General features: G+C 72.3%; 10 protein-coding genes. 5 read left to right on the forward strand and 5 right to left on the reverse strand.

Going from position 1 to position 13,251, the window contains the following annotated elements:
• Nucleotides 1–164 precede the first annotated feature (164 nt).
• Nucleotides 165–1,499, reverse strand: a complete 1,335-nt coding sequence (gene phoH2 / locus ABT048_RS17220; RefSeq protein WP_350522208.1) for an RNA 5'-3' helicase PhoH2 — start codon at nt 1,497–1,499, stop codon at nt 165–167.
• A gap of 246 nt (nt 1,500–1,745) precedes the next feature.
• A complete protein-coding gene (locus ABT048_RS17225) occupies nt 1,746–2,540 on the reverse strand; it encodes an isoprenyl transferase (RefSeq protein WP_350522209.1) in 795 nt (264 codons plus the stop codon).
• A gap of 447 nt (nt 2,541–2,987) precedes the next feature.
• Between ABT048_RS17225 and ABT048_RS17230 the strand changes: the two genes are divergently transcribed.
• Nucleotides 2,988–4,559, forward strand: a complete 1,572-nt coding sequence (locus tag ABT048_RS17230; protein WP_350522210.1) for a chitinase — start codon at nt 2,988–2,990, stop codon at nt 4,557–4,559.
• A 121-nt stretch (nt 4,560–4,680) separates the two neighbouring features.
• On the opposite strand, the gene ABT048_RS17235 is transcribed toward ABT048_RS17230, so the two are convergent.
• The gene (locus tag ABT048_RS17235) at nt 4,681–5,394 is read right to left on the reverse strand and encodes a prepilin peptidase (RefSeq protein ID WP_350522211.1); all 714 of its coding nucleotides are present in this window, start codon (nt 5,392–5,394) and stop codon (nt 4,681–4,683) included.
• A gap of 304 nt (nt 5,395–5,698) precedes the next feature.
• On the opposite strand from ABT048_RS17235, the gene ABT048_RS17240 reads away from it, so the two are divergent.
• Both ABT048_RS17240 and ABT048_RS17245 read left to right on the forward strand, forming a co-directional pair.
• Complete coding sequence (locus ABT048_RS17240) at nt 5,699–6,913, forward strand: pyridoxal phosphate-dependent aminotransferase (RefSeq protein ID WP_350522212.1); 1,215 nt, start codon at nt 5,699–5,701, stop codon at nt 6,911–6,913.
• A gap of 198 nt (nt 6,914–7,111) precedes the next feature.
• Nucleotides 7,112–7,678, forward strand: a complete 567-nt coding sequence (locus tag ABT048_RS17245) for an RICIN domain-containing protein (RefSeq protein ID WP_350522213.1) — start codon at nt 7,112–7,114, stop codon at nt 7,676–7,678.
• Nucleotides 7,679–7,902: 224 nt separating this feature from the next.
• On the opposite strand, the gene ABT048_RS17250 is transcribed toward ABT048_RS17245, so the two are convergent.
• The gene (locus tag ABT048_RS17250) at nt 7,903–9,729 is read right to left on the reverse strand and encodes a phosphoenolpyruvate carboxykinase (GTP) (RefSeq protein ID WP_350522214.1); all 1,827 of its coding nucleotides are present in this window, start codon (nt 9,727–9,729) and stop codon (nt 7,903–7,905) included.
• Between the two features lie 284 nt (nt 9,730–10,013).
• On the opposite strand from ABT048_RS17250, the gene trhA reads away from it, so the two are divergent.
• Nucleotides 10,014–10,706, forward strand: coding sequence for a PAQR family membrane homeostasis protein TrhA (gene trhA / locus ABT048_RS17255; RefSeq protein ID WP_350522215.1), 693 nt, complete (start codon nt 10,014–10,016; stop codon nt 10,704–10,706).
• Here trhA and ABT048_RS17260 read toward each other — a convergent pair.
• A complete protein-coding gene (locus tag ABT048_RS17260; protein ID WP_350522216.1) occupies nt 10,677–11,348 on the reverse strand; it encodes a hypothetical protein in 672 nt (223 codons plus the stop codon). The two genes, trhA and ABT048_RS17260, sit on opposite strands and share 30 nt — an antisense overlap.
• Before the next feature lie 309 nt (nt 11,349–11,657).
• Between ABT048_RS17260 and ABT048_RS17265 the strand changes: the two genes are divergently transcribed.
• Complete coding sequence (locus tag ABT048_RS17265) at nt 11,658–13,250, forward strand: MFS transporter (RefSeq protein WP_350522217.1); 1,593 nt, start codon at nt 11,658–11,660, stop codon at nt 13,248–13,250.
• Nucleotide 13,251 lies beyond the last annotated feature (1 nt).

Here is a 13,251-nt window from a genome sequence, read left to right on the forward strand (position 1 = left end):
GGACGCAATTCCCGCCCGCGTGGCGCATGTCACATTCACCGCCCCGGAGTTCACGGGACGGAAAGCACTCGATGTGATGAAACGGATGGGGCCCGCTCCGTCAGGAGCGGGCCCCGGGGCGCGAATTGACCGCATTGTCCGACTATGTCCCGATCAGGGACGGATCACGGGTTGATGTCCTCCAGCATCTCCGTGACCAGCGCCGCGATCGGCGAACGCTCCGAGCGCGTGAGCGTGATGTGCGCGAACAACGGATGCCCCTTCAGCTTCTCCACCACCGCCACCACGCCGTCGTACCGGCCCACCCGGAGGTTGTCCCGCTGCGCCACGTCGTGGGTGAGCACCACCCGCGAGCCCTGGCCGATCCGGGACAGCACCGTCAGCAGGACGTTCCGCTCCAGCGACTGCGCCTCGTCCACGATCACGAAGGCGTCGTGCAGCGAGCGCCCCCGGATGTGGGTCAGCGGCAGCACCTCCAGCATCCCCCGGGAGATGACCTCCTCGATCACGTCCGGCGTGGTGACGGCGGAGAGGGTGTCGAAGACCGCCTGCGCCCAGGGGCCCATCTTCTCCGCCTCGGAGCCCGGCAGGTAGCCGAGCTCCTGGCCGCCGACCGCGTACAGCGGCCGGAAGACCATCACCTTGCGGTGCTGCCTCCGCTCCAGCACCGCCTCCAGACCCGCGCACAGCGCCAGCGCCGACTTGCCCGTACCGGCCCGGCCGCCCATCGAGACGATGCCGATGTCCGGATCGAGCAGGAGGTCCAGCGCCACCCGCTGTTCGGCGCTGCGCCCGCGCAACCCGAACGCCTCGCGCTCCCCGCGCACCAGCCGGACCCGCCCGTCGCCGGTGACCCGGCCGAGCGCGCGGCCGCGCTCCGAGGTGAGCACCAGTCCGGTGTGGACGGGCAGTTCGTCCACCCCGTCGACGTCCACCCCGGCGTCGTGGCCGGCCGCGAACAGCGCGTCCACCTGATCGGCCGGGACGTGCAGCTCGGACATGCCCGTCCAGCCGGAGGTGATCGCCAGCTCGGCCCGGTACTCCTCGGCGAGCAGGCCCACCGAGCTGGCCTTGATCCGCAGCGGCAGGTCCTTGGAGACGACGGTGACGTCGTAGCCCTCGGCCTGCAGGTTGCGGGCGACCGCGAGGATCCGGGTGTCCGCCTCACCGCCGCCGGCGCGGTAGCCGACCGGCAGTATCGACACGTCGGAGTGGTTGAGCTCGACCCTGATGGTGCCGCCGAGCTCGCCGACCGGGATCGGCTCGTCGAGCCGGCCGTGGCGGATGCGGTAGTCGTCGAGCAGTCGCAGCGCCTGGCGGGCGAAGTAGCCCAACTCCGGGTGGTGCCGCTTGGCCTCCAGCTCGGTGACGACCACCACCGGCAGGACGACCTCGTGCTCGTCGAAGCGGGTCATGGCGAGCGGGTCCGCCAGGAGCACGCTGGTGTCGAGAACGTACGTGCGCCGGTCTGGTGTCCGGCGGCTCTTGGAACTGACCACTAGGCCTCCAGAGCGGATGACCCTGCGTCATCCGCGGCAAGCCGGCCTCGCTGCCCCGGTGGCCTCGGGGCCGGACTGACTGGAGTATTCCCAGGCGGGGGGCGGTGCATTCGCGCCCCCGGCGAACTGACGGATCATTGCCGGTGAACGTTTGGCCTCGCGCGGCACCCGGGTAGGCCAGCCCTACGGCGGTCACTTCACCGCGCGGCCGCCGGCCGGGGCCGCGGGCCCGCGACCAGGACGGGTCTAGAGCCCCAGCCGCCGGTTGCGCTGTTCGAACGCGCGCAGGGCGCGCAGGAAGTCGACCTTGCGGAAGGCCGGCCAGTACGCCTCGCAGAAGTAGAACTCGCTGTGCGCGCTCTGCCAGAGCAGGAAGCCGGACAGCCGCTGCTCGCCCGAGGTGCGGATGATCAGGTCCGGGTCGGGCTGGTTGCGGGTGTAGAGGTGCTCGGAGATGTGCTCGACGGTCAGGATCTCGGCCAGTTCCTCGATCGAGGTGCCGCGGCCGGCCTGTTCCTGGAGCAGCGAGCGGACGGCGTCGGCGATCTCGTGCCGGCCGCCGTAGCCGACCGCGACGTTGACCGTGATGCCGTCGATGTCGGCGGTCTCGTCGGCGGCGCGCTTGAGCACGTCGGCGGTGTGCTGCGGGAGCAGGTCCAGCGCGCCGACCGGGTGGACCCGCCAGCGGCGGGCGGCGGCCAGGCCGGTGACGGCGTCCTCGATGATGCCGAGCAGCGGGACCAGCTCGTCGGCCGGGCGGTCCAGGTTGTCGGTGGAGAGCATCCAGAGGGTGACGACCTTGACGTGGGTCTCGTCGCACCAGCCGAGGAACTCGGTGATCTTGTCGGCGCCGCGCTGGTGCCCGTAGGCGGTGGAACCGCCCGCGGCCTTGGCCCAGCGGCGGTTGCCGTCGAGGATCACGCCGATGTGGTGCGGGGTGCGCGCGAGGTGGACCTCGACCCGGCGGCCGTAGAGCCCGTACATCCCGCCCAGCAGGGTGCGCAGCCCCGGCGTCCGTTCGGCGACATCGCGCAGACCCATGTTTCCCGGACCCCTCCGTGCTCGTTCAGCGGGTGCGTCACCACCCCGGCGCAGCCTACTCCGGCAGGCACGCGCACGGTAAAGCCGCAGGTAGCGGTCTGGTCACGGTCCTGTGCGAAGTCTGTCGCAGGGAGCGCGTCGGGGCCTTCGGGGGAGCGCCCGGCGGTCGTCCGGGAGCCGCCCGGGGCGTCCGGTGGCGGTGGCGGTGCGGACACGGAACGGTCTCCGGATCCTTAACGGAACCGTAAGCCGTCCGTCCGGTGCTTGACGACCAGCAATGGTCTAGTCCAGCTTGTGACCCGGGACGGAACGACCCTCCGCCGCCCCTCACCCAGGCTCACCCCGGGCCCTCCCACGGCCTGCTCGGACGCAAAGCCCTCCCCCCACACGCGGCCGCCGCGCCCCCCACCGCGGCGGCCGCTCCTCCTCCCCCAGGAGCGTCATCCCATGGCCCGTACGCTGAACCAGCCCTCCCACAAGCGCCGGCGCAGCCCCCTCCCGGCCGTCGCGGCCGGTGCCACCGCCCTCGCCCTGGCCGGCGGCGGCCTCGCCCTCTTCGCCGGCGGCGCCGGCGCCGCGGTCGGAAACCTGGTCACCAACGGCGGCTTCGACGGCGGCCTGGGCGGCTGGAGCTGCACCGGCGCCGCGGCCGCCGTGTCCTCGCCGGTCCACTCCGGCACCGGCGCGCTGCAGGCGACCCCGGGCGCCGGCGACACCGCCGAGTGCACCCAGACCATCAGCGTGCTGCCCAACACCAGCTACACGCTGAGCGCCTGGGTCCAGGGCCCGTACGTCTACCTCGGCGCGCGCGGTACCGGCGGCACCGACCCCTCCACCTGGTCCAACCAGAACAGCTGGAACCAGCTGTCCACCACCTTCACCACCGGGGCGAACGCCACCAGCGTCACCGTGTACCTGCACGGCTGGTACGGCCAGGGCGCCTACCTCGCCGACGACGTCGCGCTGGCCGGCCCCGGCGGCACCGGCACCCCCTCGCCGACCGCGACGGCCACCGCCTCCCCCACGGCCACGCCCACGGCGACCCCCACCGCCACGCCCACCCAGACCGCGACGCCCACTCCCACCGCCACGCCGACCGGCACCACCCCGCCGACCACCGGCCTGCCGGCGCACGCCGTCACCGGCTACTGGCAGAACTTCGACAACAACTCGACCCCGCAGCGCCTGAGCGACGTCCAGAGCGCGTACGACATCATCGCGGTGTCCTTCGCCGACGCCGTGCCGACCCGCACCGGCGCGATCAGCTTCACGCTGGACCCCGGTCTGTCCAAGGCGCTCGGCGGCTACACCGACGCCCAGTTCCGCGCCGACCTCAAGGCCAAGAAGGCGGCCGGCAAGAAGGTCGTCCTCTCCATCGGCGGCCAGAACGGCGCGATCAGCGTCGGGGACGCCACCGCCGCGGCCAACTTCGCCGACAGCGCCTACGCGATCATCAAGGACTACGGCTTCGACGGCATCGACGTCGACCTGGAGAACGGCGTCCAGCCCGGCCCGCTGGCCGACGCGCTGCACTCCCTGCAGGCCAAGGTCGGCTCCGGCTTCGTCCTGACCATGGCGCCCGAGACCATCGGGATGTACAGCACCGCCGGCGCCTACTTCCAGCTGGCGCTGAAGACCAAGGACATCCTCACCGTCGTCAACACCCAGTTCTACAACTCGGGCGGCATGAACGGCTGCGACGGCAAGGTCTACAACCAGGGCACCATCGACTTCATCACCTCGCAGGTCTGCACCCACATCCAGGGCGGACTGCGGCCGGACCAGGTCGGCATCGGCGTCCCCGCCTCCACCCGGGCGGCCGGCGGCGGCTACGTCTCCCCGACCGTGGTGAACAACGCGCTGGACTGCCTGGCCACCGGCAACAACTGCGGCAGCTTCGTGCCGCCGGCCAAGTGGCCGACCATCCGCGGCGCGATGACCTGGTCGACCAACTGGGACGCCAACAACGGCAACGCGTTCTCCGACACGGTCGGCCCGTTCGTCCACCGGATGCCCTGAGGACCCACCTCCCCCGGCGCGCCGCTCCTTGAGGGTGGGGCAGGCGCGCCGACGGCGGGGCCCGTCGTACCGCTCCGGTACGACGGGCCCCGCCGTGTTCCGCGGTACGCCCGGCGCCGCGCTACCGGGCCAGCAGCGCCGTGAGCGCACCGAGCAGCAGGAACGGGCCCACCGGGACGTCGAGTCCGCGCACCGGGCGCCGGCGGACCAGGGCGGCGGCGGCCCGCAGCACCGCCCACAGGCCGGCCAGCATCGCCGCGGCGAACAGTCCGCCGAACGCCACCGACCAGCCGTACCAGCCGAGCAACCCGCCCAGGGCGAGCCCGAGCGGGGAGTCCCCGGGCCCCAACGCCCTGACCCAGACGGCCAGTTCGAGCACCGCGCCGACCGCGAGCGCCACCAGCAGGCAGCGCAGCAGGGCGTCGGGCCTCCCCTCCGCCAGCGCCGCCACCACCAGCAGCGCGGCCACCCCGCCGAGCAGCGGCAGGGTCAGCCGGTACGGCAGCCGGCGCACCCGGGCGTCGACGAAGCCGAGTGCCACCCCGAACGCGGCGGCCCAGGCCAGCGCCGCGGTCACCGGCCCGTCCGCCGCGTACGCCACCGCGACGGCCACCGCCGCCGCGACCGTCTCGACCGACCACGCGCCCGCGCCCAGCCGCTCCCGGCAGCCCGGGCAGCGTCCGGTCGGCGGCAGCACGCGCACCTCGCGCGCGCACGACGGGCAGGCCCCGCACCACGGCTCGCCCTCCGGCACGGCGAACCGGGCGACCAGCCCGCGCAGCGGCGGAGCCGCCAGGAGACCGACCAGCACCGCCGCGACCACGACCGGCACCACCGGCGCACCCCCTCCTCGATCGACGAACCGGCCACATCCTCCCGCGCCGGGCCGGGCGCTGTCCGGCGTCCGACGACCGGCGGACGCGCCCCCGGGCGCGGCGCCCGATGTGCCGTCCGTCTCGTTCCGCGCCGCACCCCGCCCGCACCCCTCGCATACGGGACCATTCCGGACAGTGCGCCCCCTCTTCGGAAGGTCCGCCGTTGCCCCCGCCTGCCGATCCAAGGAGGCCCCTCCGGGCCCTCCGGAGCACCTTCCCGGAGGACCACCGCCGGGGTCGTCCGTACCCCTAAAGTAGGCAGACATGCAGGTCATCCAGTCCAGCAAGCTCGCCAACGTCTGCTACGACATCCGCGGCCCGGTGCTCGACGAGGCGATGCGGCTGGAGGAACAGGGCCACCGCATCCTCAAGCTCAACACCGGCAACCCGGCCACGTTCGGCTTCGAGGCACCCCCGGAGATCCTCCAGGACATCCTGCGCAACCTCTCGAACGCGCACGGGTACGGCGACTCCAAGGGCCTGCTCTCCGCCCGCCGCGCGGTGGTCATGCACTACGAGGACCGCGGGCTGCACGGCCTCTCGGTCGACGACGTCTTCCTCGGCAACGGCGTCTCCGAGCTGATCCAGCTGGCCATGACCGCCCTGCTGGACGACGGCGACGAGGTGCTCGTCCCGGCGCCGGACTACCCGCTGTGGACCGCCTCGGTCTCGCTGGCCGGCGGCACCGCGGTGCACTACCGCTGCGACGAGCAGTCCGAGTGGTACCCGGACCTCGCCGACATCGAGGCCAAGGTCACCGACCGGACCAGGGCCATCGTGGTGATCAACCCGAACAACCCGACCGGCGCGGTCTACCCCCGCGAGGTGCTGGAGGGCATCGTCGAGATCGCCCGCCGGCACGACCTGGTGGTCTACGCGGACGAGATCTACGACAAGATCCTCTACGACGACGCCGAGCACGTCCCGCTCGCCACCCTGGCCCCGGACCTCTTCTGCGTCACCTTCAACGGCCTGTCCAAGGCGTACCGCGTCGCGGGCTTCCGCTCCGGCTGGATGGTGCTCTCCGGCGACCGGACCCGGGCCCGCAGCTACATCGAGGGCCTCACCGTGCTCGCCTCGATGCGGCTGTGCGCCAACATGCCCGCCCAGCACGCGGTGGCCGCCGCGCTCGGCGGCCGACAGTCCATCCGCGACCTGGTGCTCCCCGGCGGGCGCCTGCTCGCCTCGCGCGACGCCGCGTACGAGCTGCTGAACCAGATCCCCGGGGTCAGCTGCGTCAAGCCCAAGGGCGCCCTGTACGCGTTCCCGCGGCTGGACCCGAAGGTCCACAAGATCAAGGACGACGCCCGGATGGTCCTCGACCTGCTGCGCTCCCAGCGCATCCTGCTGGTCCAGGGCACCGGCTTCAACTGGCCCGAGCCGGACCACTTCCGGCTGGTCACGCTGCCGCGGGCGGAGGAGATCACCGACGCGGTGACCCGGATCGGCGACTTCCTCGGCGGCTATACCCAGCCTTGACCAATCCTTTGACCGAGGTTCACCGGCAGGGCCGTAGGATTCCCGCGCGTCGGCGGCCCGGGTTCCTCTCCGGGCCGTAGGGGGGACGAGCCGGTCGGCAGTGCGCCGCAGCTCGGGCCGACGCGGACACCGCGGCGCTCCACCGCCCGGACGGCTCCGCTCCCCTGCCCCCACTCCTCTGCAAGGGACCGGTCCGCCTTGACCATCCGCATTCCGCTCACCCGCGCCCGCGTCGCCGCGGCCGTCTCGGTCGCCGCCATCGCGCTGACCACCGCCCTGCCGGCCACGCCCGCCTCCGCCTCCACTGGCGGTTTCCGCATCCCGACGTCGAGCACCGTCGTGAACGCCAACTCCGGCAAGTGCCTGGAGATCGCCGACTGGAGCACCGACAACGGCGCCCCGGCCCGCCAGTGGGACTGCACCGGCGGCGCCAACCAGCGTTGGGACTACGTGCCCGACAGCGGCGGCTTCCGCCTGGTGAACCGCAACTCCGGCAAGTGCCTGGAGATCGCCGACTGGAGCCGCGACAACGGCGCCCCGGCCCGCCAGTGGGACTGCACCGGCGGCTGGAACCAGCACTGGAACTACGCCGGCTCCATCGGCTCGCGCAACGAGCTCGGCCTGGTCAACCTCAACTCCGCCTTCCTCCTGGAGATCGCCGACTGGCGCACCGACAACGGCGCCCCGGCCCGCCAGTGGCAGAGCTCCACGACGGGTGTCTGCCAGGGCAACCAGGCCTGGATCACCGCGATCACCCGCCTCTGACACCGCCCGCCCGCAGCACCCGGCACCGGGCGCTGCGGGCACCGCGGCGGTCACCGCGGCGGGCGGTGCCCGGGACGCGGAAAAACACTACGGCCGGAGTCCCGGTCCGGACGATCTCCTTGGTCGGGGAAAGATCGTCCGGCGGAACTCCGGCCGTCCTGTCGCATCGGCGGGGCGCTCGGTTCGTGCCGCGCGACCGCCTCTCGCTCGGTTGAGGCTCAGGCTCAGCCGAGGCGCGCGACGAGGCTCCGGTACTCGTCCCACAGCTCCTTCGGGGTGTGGTCGCCGAAGGTCTCCAGGTGGGCCGGCACGAGCGCGGCCTCCTGGCGCCAGAGGTCGGCGTCCACGGTGAAGAGCAGGTCGAGGTCCTCCTGGGTCAGCTTCAGGTCACCGAGGTCGAAGCCCTCGACGGTCGGCAGCACGCCGATCGGGGTCTCGACGCCCTCGCCGGTGCCCTCCAGCCGCTCGACGATCCACTTGAGCACGCGGCTGTTCTCGCCGTAGCCGGGCCAGACGAACTTGCCCTCGGCGTTCTTGCGGAACCAGTTGACGTAGTAGATCTTCGGCAGCTTGCCGGCGTCCGCCTGGGCGCCGACCTTCAGCCAGTGGGCGAAGTAGTCGCCCATGTTGTAGCCGCAGAACGGCAGCATGGCGAACGGGTCGCGACGCAGCTCGCCGACGGTGCCCTCGGCGGCGGCGGTCTTCTCGGAGGCGATGTTGGCGCCGAGGAAGACGCCGTGCTGCCAGTCGAAGGACTCGGTCACCAGCGGGACGGCGGTGGCGCGGCGGCCGCCGAACAGGATCGCCGAGATCGGCACGCCCGCCGGGTCCTCCCACTCCGGGGCGATGGTCGGGCACTGCGCGGCCGGGACGGCGAAGCGGGCGTTCGGGTGGGCGGCCGGGGTGCCGGACTCGGGGGTCCAGTCGTTGCCGCGCCAGTCGGTCAGGTGCGCCGGGGGCTCCTCGGTGAGGCCCTCCCACCACACGTCGCCGTCGTCGGTGAGGGCGACGTTGGTGAAGACGGTGTTGCCCCAGAGGGTGTCGATGGCGTTGGCGTTGGTGTCCACGCCGGTGCCGGGGGCGACGCCGAAGAAGCCGGCCTCGGGGTTGATGGCGTACAGGCGGCCGTCGGCGCCGAAGCGCATCCAGGCGATGTCGTCGCCGATCGTCTCGACCTTCCAGCCCGGGACGGTCGGCTGGAGCATGGCCAGGTTGGTCTTGCCGCAGGCCGAGGGGAAGGCGGCCGCGACGTACTTGGCCTCGCCGCTCGGCGGGGTGAGCTTCAGGATGAGCATGTGCTCGGCCAGCCAGCCCTCGTCGCGGGCCATGGTCGAGGCGATGCGCAGCGCGTAGCACTTCTTGCCGAGCAGGGCGTTGCCGCCGTAGCCCGAGCCGAAGGACCAGATCTCCTTGGTCTCCGGGAAGTGCGAGATGTACTTGGTGCTGTTGCACGGCCACGCCACGTCCGCCTCGCCCTCCGCGAGCGGGGCGCCGACGGTGTGCACGGCCTTGACGAAGTCGCCGTCCTCGCCCAGCTGGTCCAGCACGGCCCGGCCCATGCGGGTCATCACGCGCATCGACACGGCGACGTAGGCGGAGTCGGTGATCTCGACGCCGTACGCGGCCAGCGGGGAGCCGACCGGGCCCATCGAGAAGGGCACGACGTACATCGTGCGGCCCTTCATCGCGCCGCGGAAGAGGCCCTGCTCGCCCTGGAAGACCTCGCGCATCTCGGCGGGGGCCTTCCAGTTGTTGGTCGGTCCGGCGTCCTTCTCCTGCTCGGAGCAGATGTAGGTGCGGTCCTCCACGCGCGCCACGTCCGTCGGGTCCGAGGCGGCGTAGTAGGAGTTGGGGCGCTTGTCCTCGTCGAGCTTCTTGAAGGTGCCCTGAGCCACCAGCAGGTCCGCGAGGCGCTGGTACTCCTCGTCGGAGCCGTCGCACCACTCGATGCGGTCCGGCTGGGTGAGCTCGGCGATCTCGCTCACCCAAGCGAGCAGCTGCTTGTGGCGGGTGGGCGCGGATGCGCTGAGAGCAGAGATCTCGTACGACACGATCGCTCCGTTTCACGCCATCTCGGCGAAGAGACGGCGTTGCGGGGGTCTGAGGGTGCTTGCAGCGTAGCTCCGGGCTCAAGGCCTGAACGCCCCGTGGCGTCGAAATTGACGCATCTTTTACTACAGTAAGTATGATTACTCGCGGGTAACAGGTCGCTCACGTCCCGGACGGAGTGGGCGAGGCCACACTCCAAATACTCCAAAACGTCTAAGAGTGACGATCGCCACTTCCTACGCGCCAGTAACCTACGGATCCGTAGGTAGCCGGTAGCATGCTGCGCATGACTGCTGCTGCGCTCGCTGAGAGCCTCGCGGAGGGCCCCGTCGAGAACGGGGAGAGCAAGCCGAAGTGGCGCGGCTGGCTGCACGCCGCGATGTTCCCCGCCACGGTGGCCGCCGGGATCGTGCTGATCTGCCTGGCCGACTCCACGCCCGCCAAGATCGCGTGCGCGATCTACTCGGTCAGCGCCTGGCTGCTGTTCGGGGTCAGCGCGGTGTACCACCGCTTCGACTGGGGCCCGCGCGGCGACGCGGTGCTCCGCCGGCTGGACCACGCGAACATCTTCCTGATCATCGCGGGCACCTACACGCCGTTCACGATCCTGTTGCTCAAGGGCGCGAACCAGCAGCTGCTGCTCTGGGCGGTCTGGGGCGGCGCGCTCGCCGGGATCGCCTTCCGGGTGTTCTGGGTCGGCGCGCCGCGCTGGCTGTACACACCGGTGTACCTCGCGCTGGGCTGGGCCGCCGCGTTCTTCCTGCCGGACTTCCTGCGCACCGGCGGAGTCGCCGTCCTGGTGCTGATGATCGTCGGCGGGGTGCTCTACAGCATCGGCGGCGTGGTGTACGGGCTCAAGCGGCCCGACCCCTCACCGCGCTGGTTCGGCTTCCACGAGGTGTTCCACGCCTTCACCCTCGGCGCGTTCATCGTGCAGTACGTCGGCGTCTCACTGGTGGCGTACAGCGCGGCCGGCTGAACCCGGCGCACCACGACGGGCGGTCGAACGGTCCACGGACCGGGCGGCCGCCCGTTCGGCCGTCCAGGGCCGCTCGTACGGCGCCCGGGCCTGCGGGCGGCGCAGGTACGGCAGGTGGTCGGCGGCACCGGGCTCCGGCTGCGCGGCCGGCTCCGGGTGCTCGTGGTGCGCCCGGTCCTCGTGGTGTGCCTGGTCCTCGTGCTGCTCCGGGTGTTCGTGGTGGTCCGGGTGCTCGTACTGCTCCTGGCCGGCCCGGCGCTCGTCGCGCTCGTGCTGCTCCCGGTCGGCCGGGCGCCCCGCGGAGGACCGGGACGCCGACGGCGCGGACGGCTCCGGGCGCACTGCGCGGGTGCGGGCCTGCCGAGCGTCCAACGCCTCCCGGGCCCGGCGGCAGCGCTCGCAGTGCGCGGCGTCCGGGCTCCCGCGGCGCGGACGGTGCCCGGCCGGGGACGGACGGCTGTGCAGGGCGCGCCAGCGGCGGCCGACGTAGACCATGAGCAGCAGGGTCTCGACCCCGGCGACCGCGAGGACCAGCAGGGCGCCGTTGATCAGATAGGCCGTGACCACGGCCAGCGCGGAAGCCACCACCGCCGCCGCGCCCCACACCTGGGCACTCGCCTGCTTGTCATCCGTGTCGGCCACTTCGGTCCCCTTTCCCCGGTGCCGGGCTTGTGGTCGGCTCCTGCCGCCCCACCCCTTCTCCGCTCTCGGCACGCGTCGGCCAGCACTGACCGATTGCCACATGGTATCTACCGACAGTCACTCCCCACTGCCCTCGGGCGGCGAACGACAGATCAACGTTGCGTCAATTCCTTGTGCGGAAGCAGCACTTCCAGGACACATCACACAGCGTGACGAGCCTATGACAACACCATCATGTTGACGGAGACCATCTTTTGAGAGTTACTTTCATTTGAGAGAAACTTCCAGCAGAGGCCCCCGGAGGTCGCCGTGCCCGCCGCCCCGCCCACTCCCACCACCACCACCGCCCCGGCCGTCGCCACCGCCGACCCGCGTCGATGGCTCGCCCTGGTCGCCGTCGCCCTGAGCGTCCTGGTGATCAGCTTCGACATGACGATCCTGAACGTCGCCCTGCCCACGCTCGCCTCACAGCTGCAGGCCACCACCGGTCAGCAGCAGTGGATCGTCGACGCCTACACCGTGGTCTTCGCCGCCGCGATGCTCCCGGCCGGGCTGTTCGGCGACCGCTTCGGCCGCCGCCGCACGCTCACCGTCGGCCTGGCGCTGTTCGGCCTCGCCTCCGCCGTCGGGATGCTCACCGACTCCCCGGCCACCCTGATCGCCGCCCGCGCCGGGATGGGCCTGGCCGGCGCCCTGGTCATGCCGATGTCCATGGCGGTGATCCCCGGCCTCTTCCCGCCCGCCGAACAGCGCCGGGCCACCGCGATCCTGGCCGCCGCACTCTCCGCCGGCGCCCCGCTCGGACCGCTGATCGGCGGCTTCCTGCTGCAGCACTTCTGGTGGGGGTCGGTCTTCGCCGTCAACGTCCCGCTGACCGCGGTCGGCGTCGTCGCCTGCGTCCTGCTGCTGCCCGAGAGCCGCAACCCCGCGGCGCCCCGGATCGACCTGCTCGCCACCGTGCTCGCCGCCGGCGGCCTGGCCGCGCTCACCTACGGCATCATCGAGGGCACCGAACGCGGCTGGACCGACCCGCTGGTGACCGGCACGCTGACCGGCTCCTTGCTCGCACTCGCCGCCCTGGTGCTGCGCAGCCGGCGGCAGCGCGAGCCGATGCTCGACCTCTCCCTGCTCGCCGACCGCACCTTCCGCTGGTCCTCCGTCGCGGCCACCCTGATCTCGTTCGTCCTGTTCGGCGCCTTCTTCGTGCTGCCCCTCTACTTCCAGAGCGTGCTCGGCACCGATGCCCTCGGCAGCGGGCTGCGGCTGATGCCGATGATGCTCGGGCTGATCGTGGCCGCCAAGCTCACCGACCCGCTGGTCGACCGCCTCGGCGCCCGTACGGTGATCGCCCTCGGCCTGGCGCTGCTCGCCGCCGCCCTGCTCTTCGGCAGCCGCACCGGCACCGCGGACGGCTACGGGCGGGCCGCGATCTGGCTCAGCGTGCTCGGGATCGGCATGGGCCTGTCGCTGATCACCGCCCAGGCGTCCGCCCTGGTCACGCTGCCGGCGGCGCGGGCCGGAGTCGGCTCCGGACTGCTGCAGACACTGCGCCAGGTCGGCGGCGCGCTCGGCATCGCCGTCCTCGGCAGCCTGCTGTCCGGGGCGTACCGGGGCGCGCTGGACACCGGCGGGCTGTCGGCCGCGGCGGCGCACCGGGCCGGGGAGTCGGTGGTCGCCGCCGACGCCGTCGCCCGCGCCGGCGGCGGTCCGGCGCTCAGTGCCTCCGCGCACGCGGCGTACGTGCACGGGATGGGGGTGGTGCTGCTGGTCGCCGGGCTGGTCGCGGTGGCCTCGGCGGTGCTGGTCGCGGCGCGGATGCCCGGCGGCGACCCGGCCCCGACCCCCGGTTCCGGCGACTCCGGCCGCGCGGACGCCCCTGCCGTCACCGGAGATCACGGATAAT

The sequence above is a fragment of the Kitasatospora sp. NPDC096140 genome, assembly GCF_040303045.1.
GTDB lineage: Bacteria > Actinomycetota > Actinomycetes > Streptomycetales > Streptomycetaceae > Kitasatospora.

What these genes read in the sequence shown, in the direction of transcription:
- ABT048_RS17225 (WP_350522209.1), bottom strand. Translation starts at nt 2,540, where the DNA reads ATGGGTCTGCGCGATGTCGCCGAACGGACGCCGGGGCTGCGCACCCTG.
- ABT048_RS17230 (WP_350522210.1), top strand. Translation starts at nt 2,988, where the DNA reads ATGGCCCGTACGCTGAACCAGCCCTCCCACAAGCGCCGGCGCAGCCCC.
- ABT048_RS17240 (WP_350522212.1), top strand. Translation starts at nt 5,699, where the DNA reads ATGCAGGTCATCCAGTCCAGCAAGCTCGCCAACGTCTGCTACGACATC.
- trhA (WP_350522215.1), top strand. Translation starts at nt 10,014, where the DNA reads ATGACTGCTGCTGCGCTCGCTGAGAGCCTCGCGGAGGGCCCCGTCGAG.